The 23,024-nt window shown below is 69.9% G+C and carries 21 protein-coding genes; 15 read left to right on the top strand and 6 right to left on the bottom strand.

What is annotated here, in order from left to right; all coding sequences use genetic code 11:
- Positions 1-90 precede the first annotated feature (90 nt).
- Positions 91-1,617 carry a dipeptidase gene (locus H343_RS29750; RefSeq protein ID WP_078505274.1) on the top strand — a complete coding sequence of 509 codons (1,527 nt, stop codon included), beginning with the start codon at positions 91-93 and terminating at the stop codon, positions 1,615-1,617.
- A complete protein-coding gene (gene nudC / locus H343_RS0109035) occupies positions 1,614-2,567 on the top strand; it encodes an NAD(+) diphosphatase (protein ID WP_028430863.1) in 954 nt (317 codons plus the stop codon). The genes H343_RS29750 and nudC overlap by 4 nt, the downstream gene beginning before the upstream one ends.
- Before the next feature lie 180 nt (positions 2,568-2,747).
- On the opposite strand, the gene H343_RS0109030 is transcribed toward nudC, so the two are convergent.
- Positions 2,748-2,996 carry a mycoredoxin gene (locus H343_RS0109030; RefSeq protein WP_028430862.1) on the bottom strand — a complete coding sequence of 83 codons (249 nt, stop codon included), beginning with the start codon at positions 2,994-2,996 and terminating at the stop codon, positions 2,748-2,750.
- 232 nt (positions 2,997-3,228) lie between these two features.
- Between H343_RS0109030 and H343_RS29745 the strand changes: the two genes are divergently transcribed.
- The 5 genes from H343_RS29745 to H343_RS35525 all read left to right on the top strand — a co-directional run bounded on the left by H343_RS29745 (position 3,229) and on the right by H343_RS35525 (position 7,075).
- Positions 3,229-5,562: an ATP-dependent DNA helicase UvrD2 gene (locus H343_RS29745; RefSeq protein ID WP_199778905.1), complete on the top strand. Its 2,334-nt coding sequence runs from the start codon at positions 3,229-3,231 to the stop codon at positions 5,560-5,562.
- Positions 5,563-5,740: 178 nt separating this feature from the next.
- Positions 5,741-6,013 (top strand): hypothetical protein, encoded by a 273-nt coding sequence (locus tag H343_RS0109020; RefSeq protein ID WP_028430861.1) that lies wholly within the window; start codon positions 5,741-5,743, stop codon positions 6,011-6,013.
- Positions 6,014-6,147: 134 nt separating this feature from the next.
- Complete coding sequence (locus H343_RS0109015; protein ID WP_028430860.1) at positions 6,148-6,513, top strand: WhiB family transcriptional regulator; 366 nt, start codon at positions 6,148-6,150, stop codon at positions 6,511-6,513.
- Entirely contained in the window at positions 6,510-6,833 is a 324-nt protein-coding gene (locus tag H343_RS0109010; protein WP_028430859.1) for a hypothetical protein, read from the top strand. The genes H343_RS0109015 and H343_RS0109010 overlap by 4 nt, the downstream gene beginning before the upstream one ends.
- Positions 6,834-6,898: 65 nt before the next feature.
- Entirely contained in the window at positions 6,899-7,075 is a 177-nt protein-coding gene (locus tag H343_RS35525; protein ID WP_199778904.1) for a hypothetical protein, read from the top strand.
- 65 nt (positions 7,076-7,140) lie between these two features.
- Here the strand turns inward: H343_RS35525 and H343_RS29740 are convergent, their stop codons facing one another.
- Together H343_RS29740 and H343_RS29735 are read right to left on the bottom strand one after the other, a co-directional pair.
- On the bottom strand, positions 7,141-8,514 hold the full coding sequence (locus tag H343_RS29740; protein WP_037903103.1) for an ABC1 kinase family protein: 1,374 nt from the start codon (positions 8,512-8,514) through the stop codon (positions 7,141-7,143).
- A 54-nt stretch (positions 8,515-8,568) separates the two neighbouring features.
- Entirely contained in the window at positions 8,569-9,672 is a 1,104-nt protein-coding gene (locus tag H343_RS29735) for a ThiF family adenylyltransferase (protein ID WP_037903100.1), read from the bottom strand.
- 182 nt (positions 9,673-9,854) lie between these two features.
- Between H343_RS29735 and H343_RS0108995 the strand changes: the two genes are divergently transcribed.
- From H343_RS0108995 to H343_RS0108980, 4 genes are all read left to right on the top strand, one after another.
- Positions 9,855-10,406: a M48 metallopeptidase family protein gene (locus H343_RS0108995; protein ID WP_051264854.1), complete on the top strand. Its 552-nt coding sequence runs from the start codon at positions 9,855-9,857 to the stop codon at positions 10,404-10,406.
- A 72-nt stretch (positions 10,407-10,478) separates the two neighbouring features.
- A complete protein-coding gene (locus H343_RS0108990) occupies positions 10,479-12,137 on the top strand; it encodes a TerD family protein (protein ID WP_028430857.1) in 1,659 nt (552 codons plus the stop codon).
- An 11-nt stretch (positions 12,138-12,148) separates the two neighbouring features.
- Complete coding sequence (locus H343_RS0108985; RefSeq protein ID WP_028430856.1) at positions 12,149-12,832, top strand: AIM24 family protein; 684 nt, start codon at positions 12,149-12,151, stop codon at positions 12,830-12,832.
- 23 nt (positions 12,833-12,855) lie between these two features.
- Positions 12,856-13,614, top strand: coding sequence for an AIM24 family protein (locus tag H343_RS0108980; RefSeq protein WP_028430855.1), 759 nt, complete (start codon positions 12,856-12,858; stop codon positions 13,612-13,614).
- On the opposite strand, the gene H343_RS29730 is transcribed toward H343_RS0108980, so the two are convergent.
- Together H343_RS29730 and H343_RS0108970 are read right to left on the bottom strand one after the other, a co-directional pair.
- Positions 13,604-14,197, bottom strand: coding sequence for an NUDIX hydrolase (locus tag H343_RS29730; RefSeq protein ID WP_078505272.1), 594 nt, complete (start codon positions 14,195-14,197; stop codon positions 13,604-13,606). The two genes, H343_RS0108980 and H343_RS29730, sit on opposite strands and share 11 nt — an antisense overlap.
- Positions 14,194-15,717 carry a zinc-dependent metalloprotease gene (locus H343_RS0108970; RefSeq protein WP_028430854.1) on the bottom strand — a complete coding sequence of 508 codons (1,524 nt, stop codon included), beginning with the start codon at positions 15,715-15,717 and terminating at the stop codon, positions 14,194-14,196. Before H343_RS0108970 ends, H343_RS29730 begins: the two co-directional genes overlap by 4 nt.
- A gap of 245 nt (positions 15,718-15,962) precedes the next feature.
- Between H343_RS0108970 and H343_RS0108965 the strand changes: the two genes are divergently transcribed.
- The 3 genes from H343_RS0108965 (at position 15,963) to H343_RS0108950 (ending at position 19,372) form a co-directional block, all read left to right on the top strand.
- Positions 15,963-17,060 (top strand): SDR family oxidoreductase, encoded by a 1,098-nt coding sequence (locus tag H343_RS0108965; protein ID WP_028430853.1) that lies wholly within the window; start codon positions 15,963-15,965, stop codon positions 17,058-17,060.
- Positions 17,061-17,218: 158 nt separating this feature from the next.
- Positions 17,219-17,677, top strand: coding sequence for a molybdopterin synthase catalytic subunit (locus H343_RS0108960; RefSeq protein ID WP_028430852.1), 459 nt, complete (start codon positions 17,219-17,221; stop codon positions 17,675-17,677).
- A 600-nt stretch (positions 17,678-18,277) separates the two neighbouring features.
- Positions 18,278-19,372: a PDZ domain-containing protein gene (locus H343_RS0108950; protein WP_028430851.1), complete on the top strand. Its 1,095-nt coding sequence runs from the start codon at positions 18,278-18,280 to the stop codon at positions 19,370-19,372.
- Positions 19,373-19,405: 33 nt separating this feature from the next.
- Here the strand turns inward: H343_RS0108950 and H343_RS0108945 are convergent, their stop codons facing one another.
- A complete protein-coding gene (locus H343_RS0108945) occupies positions 19,406-19,978 on the bottom strand; it encodes a PPA1309 family protein (RefSeq protein WP_028430850.1) in 573 nt (190 codons plus the stop codon).
- A gap of 132 nt (positions 19,979-20,110) precedes the next feature.
- Here H343_RS0108945 and H343_RS0108940 point away from each other — a divergent pair, with 132 nt between their 5' ends.
- Entirely contained in the window at positions 20,111-22,984 is a 2,874-nt protein-coding gene (locus tag H343_RS0108940; protein ID WP_486586857.1) for a UPF0182 family membrane protein, read from the top strand.
- Positions 22,985-23,024 lie beyond the last annotated feature (40 nt).

Below are 23,024 nucleotides of genomic sequence, written 5' to 3'. Positions count from 1 at the left end.
GCCGGACCCTCAGACGGCCCGGCCGCCGGGCGGTCCGCGCCGCCGGAGCGGATGCGAGTGGTCACCCGGATGCCGGATAGGCTCTCGGGCATGAGCAGCAGCGCGGCAGCTCCGGACGACGCCGTCCGGTCCTGCATCGAAGACCGGCGTGCCGACTTCCTCGAAGATCTTGCGGAATGGCTGCGCATCCCGTCGGTGTCCGCCGATCCGGAGCACGCCGGGGACGTGCGGCGGAGCGCCGGATGGCTGGCGGGAAAGCTCACCGCGACGGGCTTCCCCGTCGTCGAGACATGGGAGACGCCGGGTGCTCCCGCGGTGTTCGCGGAGTGGCCGTCCGGCGACCCCGGCGCCCCGACCGTGCTGGTCTACGGCCATCACGACGTCCAGCCCGCGGTCCTCGCTGACGGCTGGCACTCGGATCCGTTCGCGCCCGAGGAGCGCGAGGGCCGTCTGTACGCGCGGGGCGCGGCCGACGACAAGGGGCAGGTCTTCCTGCACACCCTGGGCGTCCGCGCGCATCTCGCGGCCACCGGCCGCAGCGCTCCGGCCGTCAACCTCAAGCTCCTGATCGAGGGCGAGGAGGAGTCCGGCTCGCCGCACTTCCCCGCTCTTGCCCGTGCCAACGCCGACCGTCTCGCCTGTGACGCCGCGATCGTCTCCGACACCGGCATGTGGTCCGCGCAGACGCCCACCGTGTGCACCGGGATGCGCGGACTGACCGACTGCCAGATCGACCTGTACGGTCCGGACCAGGACGTCCATTCCGGCTCCTTCGGCGGTGCCGTCCCGAACCCCGCCACCGAGGCCGCACGGCTGGCCGCCACCCTCCACGACGAGGACCGCCGCGTCGCACTCCCCGGCTTCTACGACGGCGTCGTCGAACTGACCGACGAGGAGCGGCAGCTCTTCGCCGAACTGCCCTTCGACGAGGACGCCTGGCTGCGCACGGCCCATTCGCACGCCGTGCTCGGCGAGGCCGGCTACACCACGCTGGAGAGGGTCTGGGCCCGCCCGACGGCCGAGGTGAACGGCATCGGGGGCGGCTACCAGGGGCCCGGCGGCAAGACCGTCATCCCCTCCCGCGCACAGCTGAAGCTCTCCTTCCGGCTGGTGGCCGGACAGGACACGGAGAAGGTCCAGCAGTCGGTGAGGGAGTGGGTGGCCAAGGCCCTGCCGGACGGCATCCGGCACGAGATCACCTTCTGGGGCGCCACCCGTCCCTGCCTGACCCCGCTCGGTCATCCGGCGCTCCGGTCGGTCGTACGGTCGATGGAGCGCGCGTTCGGACAGCGGGTCCGTTTCACGCGCGAGGGCGGGTCGGGCCCGGCCGCCGATCTGCAGGACGTGCTCGGTGTGCCGGTGCTCTTCCTGGGCATCTCCGTTCCCTCCGACGGCTGGCACTCGCCGAACGAGAAGGTCGAGCTGGATCTGCTGATGAAGGGCGCCGAGGCGACCGCGTACCTGTGGGGCGACCTTGCCGGGCGGTGGGAGCGCGAGCGGGAGGCCGACGCCTCCGCCGACGCGGGCGGTGCCCCCTCCGACGGCCTACGGACCCCTCGGCGGACGTCGCCCGGCGCCCCCGCAGACCTGTCGCAGGAGAAGCAGGAGCTGAAGTGACCATCTGGACCGACCGTACGGCCGACACCGGCCGCCCCATCTCCCTGACCGCCACGGGCGGCATCGACCGCGCAGCGCACTGCCGCACGGACGAGGCGTGGCTGGCGGCAGCGTGGTCCCATCCGACGACACGGGTCTTCGTGGTCTCCGGCGGGCAGGCGCTGATCGAGGACAACAGCGAGGGCAACACCGAACTGGTGATGATGCCGTCCTTCGACGCGCCCTTCACAGAAGCGCACCGCTACTTCCTCGGGGTCGACGAGGAAGGGGTGCGTTACTTCGCGCTGCAGAAGGACGCCCTGCCGGGGCGGATGGACGACATCGCGCGCCCCGCCGGACTCCGTGAGGCGGGCGTCCTGCTCTCCGCGCGTGACGCCGAACTGATGACCCACGCCATCGGACTGGAGAACTGGCAGCGCACGCACCGCTTCTGCTCGCGCTGCGGCGAACGTACGGTCATCGCCGAGGCCGGACATCTGCGCCGCTGCCAGGCGTGCGGCGCCGAGCACTATCCGCGAACCGACCCCGCCGTGATCATGCTGGTACGGGACGAGCAGGACCGCGCGCTGCTGGGCCGTCAGGTGCACTGGCCCGAGGGACGCTTCTCGACGCTGGCGGGGTTCGTCGAGCCGGGGGAGTCGCTGGAGGCGGCGGTCATCCGGGAGGTCGCCGAGGAGGCGGGGGTGGCGGTGGGCGAGGTCGGCTACGTGGCCAGCCAGCCGTGGCCGTTTCCCGCCAGTCTGATGCTGGGCTTCATGGCCAGGGCCACGTCACCGGAGATCCGCGTGGACGGGCACGAGATCGAGGACGCCCGCTGGTTCTCCCGAGAGGACATCCGGAACGCGATCAAGTCCGGGGAGGTGCTGCCGCCCTCCGGGATCTCCATCGCGGCGCGTCTGGTGGAGCTGTGGTACGGGGAACCGCTGCCCGCGCCCGACCGCAAGGTGTGACGAGGCGCCCGACCGCAAGGTGTGACAGGGCGCCCGACCGCGACCTACGCGCGGGGAACGTCGGGGGACGACGCACCGCACGGCACGGCCCGGGGGACGCGCCGGCCGCCCGGAGCACCACCGGCACCGGGAACGTGCCGGTTGGCCCCGGGCGGTGGTGCCTCCGGCGGGCGGTGTCCGTCAGGCGTCGGCGCCGACCTTCTGCTGGACCTGGGCCAGCGAGGGGTTGGTCAGCGTCGAGCCGTCGGGGAAGAGCACGGTCGGCACCGTCTGGTTGCCGCCGTTGGCCTTTTCCACGAAGTCGGCCGACTCCGGGTCGTGCTCGATGTTGATCTCGGTGTACGCGATTCCCGCGCGGTCCATCTGGCCCTTCAGCCGACGGCAGTAGCCACACCAAGTGGTGCTGTACATCGTCACGTTTCCCGCCATGGGTACTCGCGCTCCTTCGTGTCCGTTGGTCTCTGGGGGAACGTGCGAGCGAACCGGACCATTCCCGGAAGCGCCGACGAGTCCGAGCCTTCAGGACTGCCGGACTGCCGGACTGCCGGACTGCCGCACTGCGGGAGTCCCTGATCCCTGACTCCAGGAGCCTGTACGACTGTCGTCGTTCGGCTGTGGACAGGCGTCACGGGCGCCGTGGGAGACCTGGCAGCATGGCGGGGTGACAGCAGCAACGGACTCCGCTCTCTTCCCCCGCCCCGATCAGGACGCTTTCGCGGCTCCGCCGCGCGACGCCGACGCGGTGCTGGAGGGGCTCGATCCCGAGCAGCGCGAGGTGGCGACGGCCCTGAACGGCCCGGTGTGCGTGCTGGCCGGGGCCGGCACGGGCAAGACCCGCGCCATCACCCACCGGATCGCCTACGGCGTGCGTGCGGGCATCCTGCCGCCTGCCAGTGTGCTCGCGGTCACCTTCACGGCCCGGGCGGCGGGGGAGATGCGGGGGCGGCTGCGGCAGTTGGGGGCGAGCGGGGTCCAGGCACGTACGTTCCACTCGGCCGCGCTCAGGCAGCTGCAGTTCTTCTGGCCGAAGGCTGTCGGCGGTGAGCTGCCGCGGCTGCTGGAGCGCAAGGTGCAGCTCGTCGCCGAGGCGGCGGCCCGCTGCCGCCTCCGTCTGGACCGCAGCGAACTGCGGGACCTCACAGGTGAGATCGAGTGGTCCAAGGTGACGCGGACCGTCCCGGAGGACTATCCGGCCGTCGTCGCCAGGTCGAGCCGTGAGGCCCCGCGCGACCCCGCGGAGACCGCCCGGGTCTTCGGGCTCTACGAACAGCTCAAGCGCGAGCGCTCAGTGATCGACTTCGAGGATGTGCTGCTGCTCACCGTGGGCGTCCTCCAGGACCGCCCCGACATCGCCGAGACGGTCCGCGGGCAGTACCAGCACTTCGTGGTGGACGAGTACCAGGACGTCAGCCCGCTCCAGCAGCGGCTCCTGGAGCTGTGGGTGGGGGACCGGGAGAGTCTCTGCGTCGTCGGCGACGCCAGTCAGACGATCTACTCCTTCACCGGCGCCACCCCCGACCATCTGCTCGACTTCCGTGCCCGCCATCCGGGCGCGACCGTGGTCAAACTCGTGCGGGACTACCGCTCGACGCCGCAGGTCGTGCATCTCGCGAACGGCCTGCTCTCCCAGGCGGCGGGCCGTGCCGCTCAGCACCGCCTGGAGCTGATCTCCCAGCGGGAGGCGGGCCCCGAGCCGGCCTACACCGAGTACCCCGACGAGCCGACCGAGGCCGAGGGCACCGCAAGGCGCATCCGTGAGCTGATCGACTCCGGTCTCCCCGCCAGCCAGATCGCCGTGCTGTACCGCATCAACGCGCAGTCCGAGGTCTATGAGCAGGCCCTGGTCGACGCCGGTGTCCCCTACCAACTCCGCGGCGCGGAACGCTTCTTCGAAAGGCCGGAGGTCCGGGAGGCGGGTGTGGCACTGCGCAGCGCGGCCCGCTTCGGCGACAACGACGCCCTTCTCGACGGTGCCCTCGACCTCCCCTCCCAGGTCCGCGCCGTCCTGAGCGGCAAAGGCTGGACGGCGGACCCGCCGGCCGGGTCGGGCGCCGTGCGTGACCGCTGGGAGTCTTTGACGGCTCTGGTGCGGCTGGCCGAAGCCCTCTCCGCGGGACGGTCCTCGGCCGGCGGGGCGGAGCCGACGCTCACCGACTTCGTGGCGGAGCTGGACGAACGGGCCAACGCGCAGCACGCGCCCACGGTCGAGGGCGTCACCCTCGCCTCGCTCCACGCCGCGAAGGGCCTGGAGTGGGAGGCGGTGTTCCTGACCGGGCTCACCGAGGGGATGATGCCCATCACTCACGCCAAGACCGACGTTCAGGTCGAGGAGGAGCGGCGGCTCCTCTACGTCGGCGTCACTCGTGCCCGCCGGCATCTCACGCTCTCCTGGGCGCTCTCACGCTCGCCGGGCGGTCGGGGCGGTCGGCGGCCCAGCCGCTTCCTGAACGGTCTGCGTCCGGGATCGCCGGCAGCGGGAGCCCGTACGGCGGCAGGCCGCGGCGGGATCGAACGAGGCAGCGGCGGCAGCCGTACCCGAAAGCGTCGAGGACCGGTCCAGTGCCGTGTGTGCGGGCGTTCGCTGACCGATCCGGGCGAGATGAAACTGATGCGCTGCGAAGGCTGCCCCTCCGATCTCGACGAGCAGCTCTACGAGCGGCTGCGGGAGTGGCGTTCCGAGCAGGCCAGGCAGCTGGGCCAGCCTGCCTACTGCGTCTTCACCGACAAGACCCTCATGGCGATCGCTGAGAACCTGCCCGGAGACGAGGGCGCGCTCTCCCGCATCTCCGGCGTCGGGGGGCGCAAACTGGAGCGGTTCGGCGCGGACGTCCTCGCGCTGTGCGCGGGCGAGGAGCTGAAATCCGCCGAGGCCGCGGAGGACGTCCTGGACGACCGGACGGACGACCCCGTGGCAGACCCGGCTGAGGACAGTGCGGCGGACCTGGCGGAGGACCGCGCGAACGACCCCGGGGGAGCGCCCGGAACGACGCCGTGAAGGGCTTTTCCGAGACGGCGGAAAAACAGTTTGCGCCCGCTGTCCGCGGCACCATAGCCTTCCGGACGTGGAGAGGGAGGGGGCTTTTCGCTCCACCCCATCCATGCTGTACTGAATCCTGCACGTTTGAGGACCGGCCGCAGCCGTTCCCCCGAGTCGCCGAGAGGAGGCGAGCCCAGTGATCAAGTTCATTACCACCACCAAAATGACCGACCGCCCGGTCGTCGCCTCCTGCCTGCTCGGCTCCCGGGTCAAGGGCGCCGGTCTGCCCGGCGTCGTGCTCGGCGGCGAGCGACCGACCAAGGCACTTGAGGTACGGGCAGCAGTGGCACAGGGCACGACCTATGCCTTTGCGGCCGCAGCCGATGGTGCCGGCGAGGGACGCCAGAAGACGCAGCACAACCCGATGTGGGCCTTCCGTGGGCTCGAACCCTGGAGAGATCCAGCCTGATCGGCGAGATCAGGTCGGCACCTTCCAGGGCCGCGGAACCCACACAGGGATCCGCGGCCCTTCTGTTTGCCCCGCCCGGCCACCAGCTGGGCCGACACAGACAACAGACATCGACAGACGAGGAAGAACCGGCAGTGCACCTCGACACGCACACCCCGTCACCCACGACCGACCTGATGCCGCCTGATGCCACCACGGAGGACCCCGTGACCGCCCCGCTGCTCACGCTGACCGAGCTCGACGACGCCATCGAGCGCCTCGGCGTGACCGTGCCCTGCCGCTCCTACGACCCCGAGGTCTTCTTCGCCGAAGCCCCCGCAGACGTGGAGTACGCGAAGACGCTGTGCCAGACCTGCCCGCTGCGTGAGGCCTGCCTCGCGGGTGCCAAGCACCGCCGGGAGCCCTGGGGCGTCTGGGGCGGCGAGCTGTTCGTCCAGGGAGTCGTAGTTCCCCGCAAGCGGCCGCGTGGCCGTCCCCGCAAGAACCCGGTCACAGCATGACCACCGCCGGAACGATCGACCGCCCGTCGACGCGCGATCCCCAGCTGCGTCACCTTCCGAAGCAGGACCCCGCGATGACTCCCAACGCCGAGACCACGACCCCTTCCAGCACAGACGCGAACTCCTCGCGTCAGAACAGGACCCGACAGATGCAACTCATGCCAGAGTCCCTGGCCCGAGCCCATATGTACGACCGCCTGCAGGCGGCCGAGGCGGAACGCAGGGCACTGCGAATCACCTCCGCCCGGCGCCTTCAGCGTCGCGCCGAGCGCGCTTCCCTGCGTGCTCGCCGGGCGATCGCCATGGCGGTCATGCAGTGAACCGACAGGAGAGCCGGGGCCGTGCGTTCCGGCTCTCCGCCGTTCCCGGCGATATCTTCTGACGGATGGAAGAGGAGCCCGCCGGAGAGACGGTCTGCGACTGTTGCGGAACGGTGGCCCAGGGGACGCCAGCCACCTGGGTCTCCTCCCGCGAGGGCGGGGAGTCCCTCCATACCTGCGAGACGTGTGCTCGCGCCAACATCCGTGCCATCGAGAGCCGCCTCGACTCCTCCTGGTGGTGACGCGGACCGCGGCAGGTCACATGGAAGAGGTCCACGTCGCCCGGCCCCGAGCCGCGCTCGGCAGGTCAGGCGGGCGTCTGCGCCACGGACAGGGCTTCCTCCCCGCCGCCGTCGGCGAAGCCCGGCACCCACGCCTCCATCTCCTCACGCAACCGCACCGACGCCCCCAGCTGGCACAGCACGCCGATGGTGCTCAGCGTCACCCGGTGTATGAGGAGATAGGCAGGGGGGAGGTTGAGCTGCTTGCCCATCTGGTGCGCCGGTGAACGAGGATCGGCGATCCGCGCCGCCTGATCGCGCATCCAGTCACGGCTGAATTGGAACTCCGCCGCCTTGGCGGGTTCGATGACCGGTACCAGGTAGTCCAGCACCGCGGCCGGGTCCAGCTCGATCGAGTCCTTGACGAAGCCCTCCGCGCAGAGCAGCTCGTAGACCTCCTGGGCCTGTCCTTCGATGACCATGCGCAGCGCCGTTCCGATCATGGAAGGCAGCCCTTCCGGAAGCCGGTCCACGGTGCCGAAGTCCATCACCCCCAGCCTCCACTGGTCCTCACCCGCCTCCTCCGCGGGCAGCAGCCGGAAGTTGCCCGGGTGGGGGTCGGCGTGCAGCAGACCGGTACGAGCGGTGCCGGAGAAGAGGAACCGTGCCAACAGCTGCCCCGCCCGGTCCCGTTCCTCCTGGGTGCCCTCCGATATGACCTCGGCCAGCGGCACCCCGTCCATCCATTCGGTCACCAGCACCTGATCGCACTGATGCACCACGTCCGGGATCACGACGTCCGGGTCCTGCGCGAACTCCTCCGCGTAGGTCTGCTGAGACTGTGCCTCCAGCTCGTAGTCCAGTTCCTCGGTGACGCGGTTCCTCAGTTCCGAGAGCAGCGGCTTGATGTCCATACCGGGAATGAGCGGACCCAACAGGCGGGCGAACCTTCCGAGCTGAGCGAGGTCGGAGACCAGGGCTTCGCCGGCTCCCGGGTACTGCACCTTCACCGCGACCTCGCGCCCGTCGTGCCAGACGGCGTGGTGAACCTGGCCGATCGAGGCCGCCGCGGAGGGCTTGTCGTCGAACTCCTCGAAGAGCTCGCGCCAACCCTCGCCCATGCGCTCGGACAGCACTTCGTGCACTGTGCTGGTCGGCATCGGAGGCGCGGCCTCCTGCAGCTTCGTCAAGGTCGCCCGGTACGGACCGGCGACCTCCTCGGGCAGCGCCGACTCGAAGACCGAGAGCGCCTGCCCGAATTTCATGGCGCCCCCCTTCAGCTCGCCGAGCACTTTGAACAGCTGCTCCGCGGTGCGCTGCTGCAGGTCATGTCCGACGAGGTCCGCGGAGAGACCGCCGATCCGCTTCCCCAGCCCCCAGGCGGAGCGCCCGGCGAACCCCAGGGGCAGCGCGGCCAGCTTGGCGGTACGCGTCACTGCCTTGCGTGGGAGATCAGACATGGGCCCCTCCAACTTCCAGACGGCTCAACCGGACAGCACCGAGGACGGCGGCCATCACGCCATTGTGACCTCTTCTTCGACCGCCGCCGAGACCGGGCGGTCTCCTGTCACCGAAGCGGCACCGCATGGACACTCGGGATGGGGCGAGAACTGTTCCGTGTCACCCATCAGATGCGGCAGGGCGAACCGCATGCGGTAGCCGGCGGCGCAGTGACCGTCCCCGTCGAGGAATCCGAGCGCGTACGAGGCGATGGCCCCCGCGACCATCGTCGCCAGCGCGGCGTCACAGGCGGGAACCCCCGATCTGCGTCTCGCCGATGTCCGCCACTGGCCCACCACCATTGGCCAGCTCGGCTCCCGTTCCGCCCTTCCGCGCAACAGGCAGCCGGCACACGGCGAGGCTCCCGGAAGGACCAGAGGGCCCACCACGCCCGTGCTCTCCACCACCCCGCCGTACAGATGCGGAGTGCCCGACTGCACGAATCCCTCCGCCGCCGCGGGGTCCGGGGCGTATGCGTCAAGGCCGTCGCGCGGTGCCAGCACCACCAGCCCGATGCCGCGCCTGGACCCGGCTGGTGAACGCCAGGGCTTCGCCCGGCCCACGGCTCTTCGCGCCGCCACGTCACGCCTCTCCCCGCAGTCTCCGGCCGGGACGCCGCCGGGCAGGGCGTCCCAGGGCTCGACGTGGCCCCCGTCCACGACGTCCACCTCGCCCACCCCCGCCGCTGCCAGCGTCGAGGCGACGAGCGCCCCGACCCGGCCGGCGCCCCGCACCTGCACACAACTCTCGCGCCGGGCCACCAGTCTGCGCAGGCCGCCTCCCGGTTCCCGGTGGACGACGGAGAGCGAACCCAGGTCGGGACGCAGCCGGTCGCTCACGCTCGCTGCCGCCTCACGGTCCGCCGTGGCGTCGTCGAGCACACCGGCCGCTGAGAGCCGCTCGACGAGACGGTCCACCGTCCCGCGGGACAGCCCGAGCCGGGCTGCCTCCGCTCCGAGCTGAGCGAGACTGCGCGTGCCGTCCATCAACTCCATGAACGCCGCGGTCGCGTTGTCCACCGGCCCCAGCAGCACCGCGTGTGCGGGCGCCGCGCCGTACTGCACTGTCTGCCTGTCACGCCAGGCACGCCGCAGCGCCGGCTTGATCATCGGATGCATGCTTCCCCGCCCTCTCGGGTCTCGCTTCTGCCGAGGACAGCATGCGGTTGCTGCGCCGCCCAGTGCCGAGAGTTGTCCACAGGCGTGGGAGGTAGTCATATGAAGCGAGCCGGTAAGGGGCAAATGCCCCGAACCAGGGCGGAGGTGGGACTTCCGCTCCCGCCAGCGGGTAACGTCGGGGCGTGTCCGCCGACCCGCTGAACAGTGCCCGCCAGCAGTCGGTCGAAGTGCGTCGCAGCACGCGCCGCAGGCGTACGGTCTCCGCCTACCGTGAGGGCGGCCGCACGATCGTGATGATTCCCGCCCGGATGTCCCCCGACGAGGAGCGGCGCTGGGTGGGTGTCATGCTCGACAAGCTGGCGGCTCAGGAGAGCAAGCGCATGCTGGGTGACGGAGAGCTGGCCGACCGCGCGGCCCAGCTCTCCGAGCGGTATCTGGAAGGCCGGGCACGGCCCGCCTCCGTACGGTGGGTGACCAACCAGAACACCCGGTGGGGTTCCTGTACACCGGCCGAGGGCAGCATCAGGCTCTCGCACCGGCTGCGCGGCATGCCGGAGTACGTCGTCGACTACGTACTGCTGCACGAACTCGCGCACCTGCTCGTGCCCGGACACGGGCGGCGCTTCTGGCAGTTGCTGGACGCCTACCCCCGCACGGAGCGGGCCCGCGGTTTCCTGGAGGGAGCCGTGGCCGCCGAGAGGCTGCCTCATATTCCGGCCGCACGCGACGAGTGAACTTCCCACACCCATTGGATAGCCTGACGCCGCGAGACGCACACAGCTACGGACGGGGGACGGTCGTTACGTATGGCCAGGGAATTCCAACGCGGCCACAAGGCCAGAATCAGTGATCTGACAGCCGGCCGGGACCTGTACGTCGGCGTGCAGATGGACGGCCCCGGACTCACCTTCGACATCAGCTGTTTCGGTCTCGACGCCGACGAACGGCTCTCCGACGACCGGTACTTCATCTTCTTCAACCAGCCGAAGTCCCCCGAGGAGTCGCTCCAGCAACTCGGGGCCCAGGCGGGCGACACGGAGTCCTTCCGTGTGACGCTCGACAGCATTCCCCAGCAGATCAAGCGGCTGTCCTTCACCGCGGCCCTCGACGGGGCCGGACAGATGTCGCAGGTCCGGTCCGGCTACATACGCATCGTCGCGGGTGGCGAAGAGGTCGCACGGTATGCCTTCGACGGCTCGGAGTTCAGCACCGAACGCGCCGTGATGCTCGGCGACTTCTACTTCAAGGACGTCTGGCGTTTCGCGGCGGTCGGCCAGGGTTTCGACGGCGGGCTCGAGGCCCTGCTGCGCAACTTCGGCGGCGAGGTGCTGGAGGAGGAGACCGCTCCCGAGCCTTCCGCGGCACCGGCCTTCGCGCCACCGGCGGGCGGGACACAGCCGCCCGCCTTCGCGCCGCCGGCCGACAGCGGTGCCACGGCTGCCACCCCGCAGGCTCCACAGGTCCCGCAGCAGCCCGCCTCCCCCGGACCGCCCGCTGCACCCGGGCCGCAACCCACACCGACGCAGGCGGACCACCCCGCGGCAGCACACGCTTCCGCCCCCACGGTCGCCGATCCGAACGCCTTCTCGCCGGCGGGGTACGGGCAGCCGCCCGGCCCACCCGGTCCGCCGCCGGCCCCCGTGCAGCAACAGCCGCCGGCCGCCCCGCAGACGTACAGCCCCCCGCAGGCCCCGCAGGCCCCGCAGGCCCCGTACGCCCCGTACGCTCCGCAGCCTCCACAGGCTCCGCAAGCGCCGTACGCCCCGCAAGCGCCGTACGCCCCGCAGGTCCCGCAGGCTCCGGCCGCGGGCATGCGCGTCACTCTCGACAAGTACCGCGAGGCCCCCACAGGCCGGCGCTGGACCCTTCAGAACGAACAGCTCGCCCGCGTCGACCTCGGCATCGACGGCCAGCCCGTCCTCGCCCGGCAGGGCAGCATGGTGCTGTATCAGGGAAAGGTCGACTTCAGCTACAAGGGAGCCGGTTTCAAGGGCCGCGTCGTCGGCGGCGCCACGGGCCAGGAGATGCAGCTCATGCGCTGTACGGGCGGCGGTCAGGTCTTCCTCGCCGAGGAGGCCGCGTCGCTCCACCCGATCGAGTTGCAGGGTGACGCGATCTGCGTCTCGGCCGACCGTGTCCTTGCCTTCGACGAGAGCCTCCAGCACGAGGTGCGCCGCATCGAGGGCCACGGCATCCCCGGTGGTGCGCTGTTCACCATGGCCTTCCAGGGCACCGGCACCGTCGTGGTCACCACGCACGGAACCCCGGTGGTCCTCCCGGTCACCCCCACCACTTTCGCGGACGCCGACGCCGTCGTCGCGTGGTCGGCAGCCTCCCAGGTGGTCGTCTCCAGCCAGGTGCGGCTGCGCCGCCAGGCCTACCCCGGCCACAGCGGCGAGACCGTGAACCTTCAATTCCGCGGTGCGCCCGGCAACTTCATCGTCGTCCAGCCCTACGAGGTGTGAGGGAGCCCGTCATGGATCAGCAGCTCGTCTCGGGCTTCTCGCCGGCCCAGCCGGCAGCCCGCATGGAGAACCACGGTTCCCACATGCTCAAGGTGGTCATGCAGAGCGGGCAGGACCTCTTCGCCCGCGTCGGCTCGATGATCGCCTACGAGGGTTTCGTGCAGTACGAGCCCAACCCCCCGGCCGTACGCCAGCGGGCCTCCCAGTGGCTCACCGGTGAGGGCGCCCCGCTCATGCGCTGCCACGGGGACGGCCTGCTCTACCTCGCCGACTACGGGGCCGACGTCGTCGTGCTCAATCTCGACGACGAGAGCATCTCCGTCAACGGCACCAACCTGCTCGCCTTCGACGCACACCTCGGATGGGGCGTGCAGCGCGTGAAGGGAATGGCGAAGTTCGCCGGGCAGGGCCTGTTCAACGTTGCCGTCTCCGGGACCGGATGGGTCGCCCTGACCACCCGCGGAGTGCCCGTGGTCGTCGACTGCGGGCGCGGCGACGACGAGACCTACGTGGACCCCGACGCTCTCGTCGCCTGGTCCACACATCTGAAGATGAAGGGGAAGCGCAGCTTCAAGGCGTCCTCGATGATCGGACGCGGCAGCGGCGAGGCTTACCAAATGGGCTTCTCCGGCCAGGGATTCGTCGTCGTACAGCCCAGTGAGGACAGCGCCGACCGCCTGCGGGCACGAGGCTGACGGGGGAGGGGAGCGTACACACCATGCAGAGTCCGCTTTTCGGCTACACCGAGGTCCAGAGCCAGGACCGCTACACCATGCAGAACCCGAAGCTGCTGCGCGTGGCCCTCACCGGCCACGAGGACGTGCTGGCCCGCAAGGGCAGCATGGTGGCCTACCAGGGAATGCTGGAGTTCGACGGCGAGTTCCAGAGCCGGCAGCAGCGCCGTGCCAGTGGGATGACCGGCGAAGGGCTCGATCTGATGCGCTGCTCCGGGCAGGGCACCGTCTATCTCGCCAACCTCGCGCAGCACATACACCTTGTGGATGTCGACCCCGAGGGCCTGACCGTGGACGGCGCCTACGTCCTCGCCCTCGACTCCTGTCTGCACTGGGAAGTCATCTCCGTGGACAGCCAGTTCGGCGTCTCCGGGTCCGGCAAGTACAACCTCAACATCTCCGGCCAGGGCAAGGTCGCTCTGATGACGTCCGGTCAGCCGCTGATGCTGCGTGTCACGCCGGACGCCTACGCGAACGCGGACGCCGACGCGGTCGTCGCCTGGTCCAGCTCGCTGCGGGTGCAGATGCAGGCGCAGACCAGCGCCTCGAGCGTGTGGCGGCGTCGCGGCAACACCGGCGAGGGCTGGGAGCTGAGCTTCATGGGGCAGGGTCACGCTCTCGTCCAGCCCAGCGAACTGCTCCCTCCGCAGAACGCCGTGATCGGTCAGGGGCTGCGTGCGCAGTACGGCATGGGCCCGCAGGGAGCCGCCGGACAGAACCAGGGGAACATCTTCACCAACTGAGCGGCGGTGCCCCGCCCTGTGTCCCGGCCGACCCGGCCGCTCGGGCCGGCTCGCTCCGGACCAGGGCGCGGGCACGCTCCGTCAGCCTTACCACCGACTCGTCGGCGACCTCCGCCACCGCTTCGTAGCCGTACCAGCGCAGCTCCAGCGACTCCTCGCTCACATGCTCCAGCGCACCCTCCGGCGCCAGCGCCGCGTACTGCACGTCCAGATGCCAGGCGCACGGTGTGCGGTGCCGGTCCAGCCGCAGGGGTCCGCCCGGCAGCAGGCTCAGACCGGTGATCCCGGACTCCTCCCCGGCCTCGCGCAGCGCCGCACTCTCCAGAGAGGTGTCCTCCGGTTCGCAGTGGCCGCCCATCTGGAGCCACATCCGCAGCTTGCGGTGCAGCGTCAGCAGTACGCGCGCGCCGAGCGGGTCGACGACCAGGGCGCTGGCTGTGAGGTGCCCGTCGGCGCACGCCTTCCACATGCCGTCCGGGTGCCTTTGCAGATGGCTCAGATACTCCTGCCGCAGCCGGTTCTGCTCCTCATCCGGAGCGGACCATTCCGTCAGCGTGCGGGTCGCGTCCTCGAGCAGGCTCACTGCTTCCCTTCGCCGTTCCCGTCGCCGCCGTCACTCTCACCGTCGCCCTTGCCGCTGTTCTTGCCGCGGTCGCTGGCGGAGTCCTCCGCGGCGTCCCCGAGCAGCTTGTCCAGCTCGGAGAAGTCCGGGTTCTCGCTGTGCACGAACCCGTCCGGGTCGTCCAGGTCCTGGGCGGTGGGCAGCATGTCGGGGTGCGCCCACAGGCCGTCGCGCCCTTCCATGCCCCGTGCGTCCGTCAGCGAGGCCCACAGCCGGGACGCGTCGCGCAGCCGCCGCGGGCGGAGTTCCATCCCGATCAGGGTGGCGAACGTCTGTTCAGCCGGACCGCCGGACGCCCTGCGCCTGCGCAGCGTCTCCCGCAGCGCGGAGGCGGAGGGCAGATGCGGCTCTGCGGCGGCGTGCACCACCGCGTCCACCCAGCCTTCGACCAGTGCGAGAGCAGTCTCCAGCCGGGCCTTCGCGGCCTTCTGCTCAGGTGTGTCCTCCGGCTGGAACATGCCCTGCTGAAGGGCCTCCTGGATCTCCTCAGGACGCTGCGGGTCGAACTGCCCGACCACGTCCTCCAGCTTGGAGGTGTCCACCGTGATGCCGCGTGCGTACCCGTCGACAGCGCCGAAGAGGTGCGAGCGCAGCCACGGCACGTGCGCGAAGAGCCGCTGATGCGCGGCCTCGCGCAGCGCCAGGTAGAGCCGCACCTCCTCCTGGGGGACGCCGAGGCCCTCACCGAGCGCGGCCATGTTCCCCGGCAGCAGCGCTGCCTTTCCGGGCGGGCCGAGCGGCAGGCCGATGTCGGACGAGCCCACCACTTCCCCCGCCAGCACGCCCAGAGCCTGACCGATCTGCGTGCCGAACATGGCACCGCCCATGGAACGCATCATTCCGAGCAGTGGCCCCGCCATGGCCTGCATCTCTTCGGGGAGCACGTCGCCCATCGCCGTGCCGACCCGCTCGGCGACCGGGTCCACCAGGTCCTTCCACACCGGAAGCGTGAACTCGACCCACTCGGCGCGGCTCCATGCCTCCGCGGACCCCGAGCCGGACGGCAGGGACGTCACACCGTCCAGCCACAGGTCGGCCAGCCGTACCGCCTCCTCGACGGCGGCGCGCTCGCTCGGGCCGATGCTGGCGTCCTTGACGAGCGTCCCCGAGGGGCTCTCGTCGCCGGACTGCGCCGCGCTGCCGGAGGGCCCGGCCGCGACGGTCTGGCGCGCGATGTCCTTGGCCATGTCCCAGTTCACCGGGCCGCCCTCGTACGAGAGCATCTGGCCGAGCTTCTGGAAGGCCGCGCCCAGGTCGCCCGGGTCCATGCCGCCCTGACCGCCGCCGAGCGAGCCGAACATGGCGGCCAGCGGATTGTCGCCGCCGGATGCGCCCTGACCGCCGCCGAATCCGAAGGGTCCGGGGGTGCCGCCTTGGCCGCCGCGGCCGCTCTGTCCGGCGCCGTCGCCCTTCTTCTTGCCCTCGTCCCCGTCTTCGGGCTCCTCAGGAGGTACGCCGAATCCGAATGGGGTGTCACTCACGGGTTTCCTCGGCTCTGTCGTGGGTCTCGTAGGTCTTGCGGGTCCCGCAGGGACGGTGCGCTCGCGGTTGGCCGGCAAGAACGAGCGGGTGGACTACGTTGGACTGAACCGACTGGTCGAAGTGGACCAATCGGGACATGTGCGAGCCTGCATCGATCTCACGGGCTCCACCTCCAGCCTAGACACGTGTCAGGCAGGATGGAGCCTGCGCACCTCTTACCAGAAACAACCGCTGGAGACGACCGGTGAGTTCCACCGACAGCAACGTTCGCGCAGCGCGAACCCCAACCGTCGCCGTCACGGGGGCCGCGTCAGGCGTCGGCGCGCTGCTGACCGAGCGGCTCGCCGCATCGGAGGAGATCAAGCGCGTCATCGCCCTCGACGAGCGCCGCGGGGAGGTCAGCGAGGCCCAGTGGCACACGCTCGACGTACGCGATCCCGCCATCGCCGACCGGCTGCGCAACGACGGCGATCCGGTGGACGTCGTGGTGCACCTCGCCCTCGACCTCGATCTGGAGACCGACCCCACCGCTCGTACCGCCCTCAACGTGCGCGGTACTCAGACAGTGCTGACGGCTGCCGCGGCAGCGGGCGTCCACCGGGTCATCCTGTGCACGTCGACGATGGTCTACGGGGCCCTGCCCGACAACGACGTCCCTCTCGCCGAGGACGCCGAGCTGCGGGCGACGGCGGAAGCGACCGCGGTCGGTGACCTGCTGGAGATCGAACGGCTTGCACGCCGGGCGCCCCGCGCCCACCCGGGGCTCAACGTGACTGTCGTGCGCCCCTCCGTGCTCGTGGGCGCGGGTATGGATACGGCCCTGACCCGGTACTTCGAGTCGCCGCGGCTGCTGGTCGTGGCCGACTCACGTCCCTGCTGGCAGTTCTGCCACGTCGAGGATCTGGTCGGCGCCCTGGAGTTCGCCGTACTGGGCAAGGCCGACGGCGAGATGGCGGTCGGCTGCGACGGATGGCTGGAGCAGGAAGAGGTCGAGGAGCTGACGGGCATACGGCGCATGGAACTGCCCTCGGCTGTCGCCCTGGGCGCCGCCTCCCGGCTGCACCGGCTGGGGCTGACCCCGTCGCCCGCGGGGGACCTCGCCTACACCATGCACCCCTGGGTCGTGTCCGGCTCCCGCCTGCACGATGCGGGCTGGCGGCCTCGCTGGACGAACGAAGGAGTGCTGGCGGAACTGCTGGAGGAGGTCGCCGGCCGGCACACGGTCGCGGGGCGGCGGCTCGGACGTACCGAGGCGGCCACTGCCGCGGGTGCGGGCGCCACCGTGGCCCTGCTGGGTACGGCCGCGCTGGTGCGCAGGGCTCGCAAGCGCCGGGGGCTGTGACGGGCGGCGGGCCTCGCCCGCGCCGTTTCACGGCGTCGGGACCGCTCGCTCGGCTGTCGGCTGTCGGCCGTCCGTCGTCGGTCCGGCCGGCCGCCTGCTCCGGCCTCCGTTCCACGCCGATCTTCCACCGCTGCGGCAATGTGCGGCAGCATGAGGTCATGGCGCACACGTACGACCACCCGGGCGAGCAGGCGGCGGACGACCCTGTCCGTCTGCTGGGCATCCGCGAGACTCCGCTCTCCGTCGATGAGGTCTTCGCCGCGGTGGGTGACACGGCCGCCGGCGGTACCGCGCTTTTCGTCGGCACGGTGAGGGATCACGACAGCGGCGCTGATGTCACCCGTCTGGGGTATTCCTCGCATCCCACGGCCGAGGCCGAGCTGCGCCGGGTCGCGGAGAAGGTGGCCGCCGACTTCCCCGTGCGCGCGCTGGCCGCGGTGCACCGGGTCGGCGAACTGTCCGTGGGTGATCTCGCGGTCGTCGTCGCGGTCTCCTGCCCGCACCGCGCGGAGGCGTTCGAGGCGTGCCGCCGCCTCATCGACAACCTCAAGCACGAGGTCCCGATCTGGAAACACCAGACCTTCACGGACGGCACAGAAGAATGGGTCGGCGCGTAGTGCCGTCATCTTGGGGTGGTGGTCGGGTGACGGCTGGGAGGGTCGGCGCGTGTGCCGTCATCTTGGGGTGGTGGTCGGGCGGCGGCTGGGAGGGTCGGCGCGTGGCGCTGCCTCGTGTAGGACCCCGAAATCCGGCTGGGCGGGTTGGCGTAGCGCCGTCACCGTGCCGGGTGACCGCGGCACCCGTACGGTGCACGTTCCGCTTGCGCTACCGGACCCCGGGAAAGACCGTTGTCCTGCCGAGAGTTAATCTGCTCATCGGCCGTTCTGTTCGGAGGGCTCGGGCGTAGAGCGAGTTCACAAGGGGTCGGGAGGTCCTCATGGCGGCACTCTCCTGGTTGCTGATTCCACTTCTTGCCGCTGTCGTGGCGGGCGTCTGGAGCAGCTGGGCAAGCCGGCGCCGGACGGGCATTCCGGATTCCGCCGGGGTCGCCGGCTACGAGCGTTTCCGGCAGGCCATGGAACGCTCACGGCGCGACGAGGCCGCAGGGACGCTCCAGCCGGAGACCGCCGCAGAACCGGTCCCGAGCGCCGCTCACCCGGCCCCGGACGGACCGGCCCGGACGGCCGAATGACAGGGCTGTCCCTTACTGTCGTTCCATGCCACGCCGCACCGCGACGATGCTCGCATCCACGCTGCTGCTCATAGGTCTGCTCTGTGCCGGGTTGCTGATCAAGGTGCCCTACGCCGAGATGTCACCCGGTCCGACCGTCAACACCCTCGGTGAACACGACGGCGATCCGGTGCTCAACATCAAGGACCACAGGACGTACGAGACCTCCGGCCACCTGAACATGACGACGGTCCGCGTCACCGGCGCCGACTACCGCATGAACCTGGCGGAGGCGGTGGGCGGCTGGCTCCAGCACGACAGTGCGGTCGTTCCGCACTCGACGCTGTACCCGGAGGACAAGTCGGCCAAGGAGGTCGACCAGGAGAACGCGGAGGAGTTCAGCGCCTCCCAGGAGAGCGCGAAGGTGGCGGCGCTGGAGGAGCTGGGGACCGACGTTCCCTCCCACATCATCGTCGGCTCAGTCGTCAAGGGCGGTGCCTCTCAGGGCAAGCTGCACGCCGGGGACATCATCCGTGCGGTGGACGGCAAGAAGGTGGCCGAGCCGAACGAGGTGGCGGATGTGGTGACCAAGCACGATCCCGGTGAGAAGGTCCGTTTCACCATCGTTCCGGCGGCCAGGGCGAAGGCCGCGGAGAAGGCCGGGCGCGAGCCCTCCGCGCGGGATGAGAAGCAGATAACCGTCGGCACGAAGAAGGCGGGTGACGACGGGCGGGCCATAGTCGGCATCCAGCCCGGGGTCGGTTACACCTTCCCGTTCGATATCGACATCAAGCTCGCGGACGTGGGCGGTCCCAGCGCCGGGCTGATGTTCTCGCTCGGCATAGTCGACAAGCTGACCCCCGAAGACCTCACCGGCGGGTCGTTCGTGGCCGGTACGGGCACCATCGACGACGAGGGCAAGGTCGGCGCCATCGGCGGCATCCAGATGAAGACGGTCGCGGCACGTGCCAAGGGCGCCAAGTACTTCCTCACTCCCGAGGACAACTGCCCCACCGCCGCCAAGGACCGGCCGTCCGGACTGACCCTCGTCAGGACCGGCACCCTGGACGACGCCATGAGCGCGCTGAAGAAGATCCGCAACGACGACACGGCCGCCCTCCCGCAGTGCAGGGCGAGCTGACGGCCGTGTCCCCGTGACGCCGGTCCCGGCTGGTCACTCCTCGAACGTCGCCGCCAGCGCCTCGGCCAGCCCGGGCACCAGGCCGGCCCCGGTCAGCACCTCGGTCGCCGTGTCCTTCTCACGCAGGCGCAGGGCCGACTCCCGCGTGCCGTCCCGCAGTACGGCGACGGTCATCCGTACCTCCTGACGTTCGGGATGTCCGGCGACCCACTCGGTGAGCGCCTCCTCGGCGCCCTCCCGCCGGAGTTCTTCAGGCATCGACTCCTCGGCGGAGTGCGGCAGCATCAGCCGCTCGACCGTCATCGCGCAGCCGGCGACGGCGTCGGGCCAGGCGATCGTCGCCAGAAACTCGTCGAGCGGGGCGCCGGTGGGAAGTTCGTCCTGCTCCACGGGGGTCAGCGAGGCACCGGACCCGCCGGTCTCGTCGAAGCCGAGCTGGCCCGCGAGTTCGGGTTCCTGTTCGCGCAGCTGAGCGGTGTCGACCAGCGCGAACAGACGGCTGGGCTGGTCCCAGCCCAGCCCTGCCGCGTACTCGTCGAGTTCGAGCACTGCCTGGGTGAGAGGACCGGCAGCAAGGGGTGTGCCTTCGGTGGGGAGATATTCCATCTCTATATCGTGCCGCCTTCCACCCCGGGATCGGGAACTGGGTAAAGGTTCGTTAAGTTGCATGAGTGGGCCTACGATGCGGGCCCGTCCTCATCCACTGCGATCTTCGAGGTGCGCACCTTGGCTTTCCAGATGCCGGACCGCGGCTCCGGCTCAGGCGGTCCCTCAGGGCCACGGATCAGAGTGGGCCGACCATCCCGGCGCTCCCGGACGCTGTTGCTGACAGTGGCCGTGCTCGCGGTGCTGGCCATGCTCTTCGTCATGTTCGCCGGGTTCTGGACCGACTGGCTCTGGTACCGCTCGGTGAGTTACACCGCCGTCTTCACCAAGACACTGTGGACCAAGATCGGCATGTTCGCCGTCTTCGGCCTGCTGATGTCGGTGTCGGTGGGGTTGAACATCTGGCTCGCGCACAAGCTGCGTCCCCCACTGAGCGCGATGTCGCTGGAGCAGCAGAGCCTCGACCGTTACCGGATGAGCATCGCTCCGTACAAGAAGTGGGTGCTGCTGGGCGTCACGGCGCTGGTCGGGCTGATCTCTGGCGCTTCGGCAGCCGGCCAGTGGCGCACGTGGCTGATGTGGGTGAACGGAGTGCCCTTCGGGAAAGCCGACGCGCACTTCGGCAAGGACATCTCCTTCTACGCCTTCGACCTGCCCTGGTACCGCTTCCTGCTCAGCTTCGGCTTCGCGGCGGCAGTGCTCTCGCTGCTGGCCGCCGCGCTGGTGCACTACCTCTACGGCGGGCTGCGCCTGACCACGCCGGGTGCCCGCGCGACGGCGCAGGCGACCGGGCATCTGTCCGTGCTGCTCGGTGTCTTCGTCGCGCTCAAGGCCGTGGCCTACTGGCTGGACCGGTACGGACTGGCGGTGAAGTCCGGCGACTTCAAGGCCACCGACAACTGGACCGGTCTGAAGTTCGTCGACGCCAACGCCTACCTGCCGGCGAAGACGATCCTGTTCTGCATCGCCATCATCTGCGCGCTGCTGTTCTTCGCCACCATCTGGCGGCGCACCTGGCAGCTGCCGGTGATCGGCTTCGGCCTGATGGTGCTCTCGGCGATCCTGATCGGCGGGCTCTACCCGGCGATCGTGCAGAAGTTCCAGGTCCAGCCGAACGAGCAGGCCAAGGAAACGCCTTACATCGAGAAGAACATCAAGGCGACCCGTGAGGCCTACGACATCGACGACTCCGAGGTGGAGGACTACTCGGGCACCAGCAAGGCAGGCAAGGAGCAGCTGCGGGACGCCGCGGACACCACCGCCAGCCTGCGCCTGCTCGACCCGAACGTCGTCTCACCGACCTATCAGCAGAAGCAGCAGGTCAGGGGTTACTACCAGTTCCCGGCGACGCTCGACGTCGACCGCTACAAGACCAAGGACGGCAAGGAGCAGGACACCGTCGTCGGCCTCCGGGAGATCAACACCGACGGCATCCCGGAGAAGAACTGGATCAACACGCACTTCAAGTACACCCACGGCTACGGCATGGTCGCCGCCAAGGGGACCACGGTGGACAAGGACGGCGCTCCGTCCTTCACCGAGAAGGACCTGCCTCCCAAGGGCGAGCTGGGCAAGTACGAGGGGCGCATCTACTACGGCGAGAAGACCAACCAGTACTCGATCGTGGGCGGTCCGCAGAAGGAGCTCGACTACGCGGACGACGAGGGCGAGAAGACCTACACCTACACCGGCAAGTCCGGTGTGAACCTCGCCAGCTCGCTCAACCGCGCCGCCTACGCCCTGAGCTTCAACGAGCCGCAGATCCTCTACTCCGGAGCGATCGGCGAGGGCTCCCGGGTTCTCTACAACCGGACGCCCAAGGAGCGGATCGAGGCGGTCGCGCCCTGGCTGACGATCGACGGCGACCCCTACCCGGCGGTCGTCGACGGCCGGATCAAGTGGATCGTCGACGCCTACACGACCTCCAACGGATACCCGTACTCGTCGCGTACGACGCTCGGTGACACCACCGCGGACTCGCTGACCGACGGGCAGCGTGCCGTCGTGGCCCAGCAGAACCGGGTCAACTACATCCGCAACTCGGTCAAGGCCACGGTGGACGCGTACACCGGCAAGGTCGACATGTACCAGTGGGACAAGAAGGACCCGGTGCTGAAGACCTGGATGAAGGCGTTCCCGGACACGGTCAAGCCGAAGAGCGCGATCGACGGCGAGCTGATGGACCACCTGCGCTATCCGCAGGACCTGTTCAAGGTGCAGCGTGAACTGCTGACGCGCTATCACGTCACCTCGGCCTCGCAGTTCTACAGCGGCAGTGAGCGCTGGCAGATCCCGGACGATCCGACCCACAAGGGCAACGCGGTTCCTCCGTACTATCTGAGCCTGCAGATGCCGGATGAGAAGAAGCAGACCTTCTCGCTGACCACCACGTTCAACCCCAACAAGCGCGAGACTCTGGGCGCCTTCATGGCGATCGACGCGGACACGCGCAGTCCGGGGTACGGCAAGATCAAGATCCTGAGACTGCCGTCGAACACCACGGTGTCCGGACCTTCGCAGGTGCAGAGCAAGTTCAACTCCGATCCGAGCATCGCCGAGTCCCTCAACCTCCTCAAACGCGGAGACTCGGAGATCGAGTACGGGAACCTGCTGACCGTGCCTCTGGAGGGCGGCCTTCTCTACGTCGAGCCGGTGTACGTGCGCGGTGCGGGGACGAACTACCCACGCATGAGGAAGGTCCTGGTCACCTACGGGGAGCGGATCGCCTTCGAGAACACCTTGGGCGAGGCCCTGGACAAGGTCTTCGACAGCGAGGGCGATTCCCCGGAGCCCGATGAGCCGGAGGAGCCCGACGAGCCGGATGCGCCGCCGTCCTCGGACGATCCCAACGTGCAGGAGGCCTTGAAGAACGCACAGGAGGCCTACGAGGACGGTCAGAACGCCCTGGAGAAGGGCGACTGGAAGGCGTACGGCGAGGCGCAGGACGACCTCAACGCCGCCCTGAAGGACGCGGTGGACGCCGAAGAGCAGGCGAAGAACGAGTAGTCGGGCCGCACCCGGTGGTCAGCCACCGGGTGCGGAGCAC

It is taken from the genome of Streptomyces sp. TAA204, assembly GCF_000424965.1.
The sequence above is the reverse complement of the archived record's forward strand: the minus strand, read 5'-3'. Positions and strand labels throughout refer to the sequence as shown.

Coding starts and splice junctions, on each gene's coding strand:
- H343_RS29750 (WP_078505274.1), top strand. CDS start 91: ATGAGCAGCAGCGCGGCAGCTCCGGACGACGCCGTCCGGTCCTGCATC.
- H343_RS0109030 (WP_028430862.1), bottom strand. CDS start 2,996: ATGGCGGGAAACGTGACGATGTACAGCACCACTTGGTGTGGCTACTGC.
- H343_RS0109010 (WP_028430859.1), top strand. CDS start 6,510: ATGACCACCGCCGGAACGATCGACCGCCCGTCGACGCGCGATCCCCAG.
- H343_RS35525 (WP_199778904.1), top strand. CDS start 6,899: ATGGAAGAGGAGCCCGCCGGAGAGACGGTCTGCGACTGTTGCGGAACG.
- H343_RS29740 (WP_037903103.1), bottom strand. CDS start 8,514: ATGTCTGATCTCCCACGCAAGGCAGTGACGCGTACCGCCAAGCTGGCC.
- H343_RS29735 (WP_037903100.1), bottom strand. CDS start 9,672: ATGCATCCGATGATCAAGCCGGCGCTGCGGCGTGCCTGGCGTGACAGG.
- H343_RS0108990 (WP_028430857.1), top strand. CDS start 10,479: ATGGCCAGGGAATTCCAACGCGGCCACAAGGCCAGAATCAGTGATCTG.
- H343_RS0108985 (WP_028430856.1), top strand. CDS start 12,149: ATGGATCAGCAGCTCGTCTCGGGCTTCTCGCCGGCCCAGCCGGCAGCC.
- H343_RS0108980 (WP_028430855.1), top strand. CDS start 12,856: ATGCAGAGTCCGCTTTTCGGCTACACCGAGGTCCAGAGCCAGGACCGC.
- H343_RS0108960 (WP_028430852.1), top strand. CDS start 17,219: ATGGCGCACACGTACGACCACCCGGGCGAGCAGGCGGCGGACGACCCT.
- H343_RS0108950 (WP_028430851.1), top strand. CDS start 18,278: ATGCCACGCCGCACCGCGACGATGCTCGCATCCACGCTGCTGCTCATA.
- H343_RS0108945 (WP_028430850.1), bottom strand. CDS start 19,978: ATGGAATATCTCCCCACCGAAGGCACACCCCTTGCTGCCGGTCCTCTC.
- H343_RS0108940 (WP_486586857.1), top strand. CDS start 20,111: ATGCCGGACCGCGGCTCCGGCTCAGGCGGTCCCTCAGGGCCACGGATC.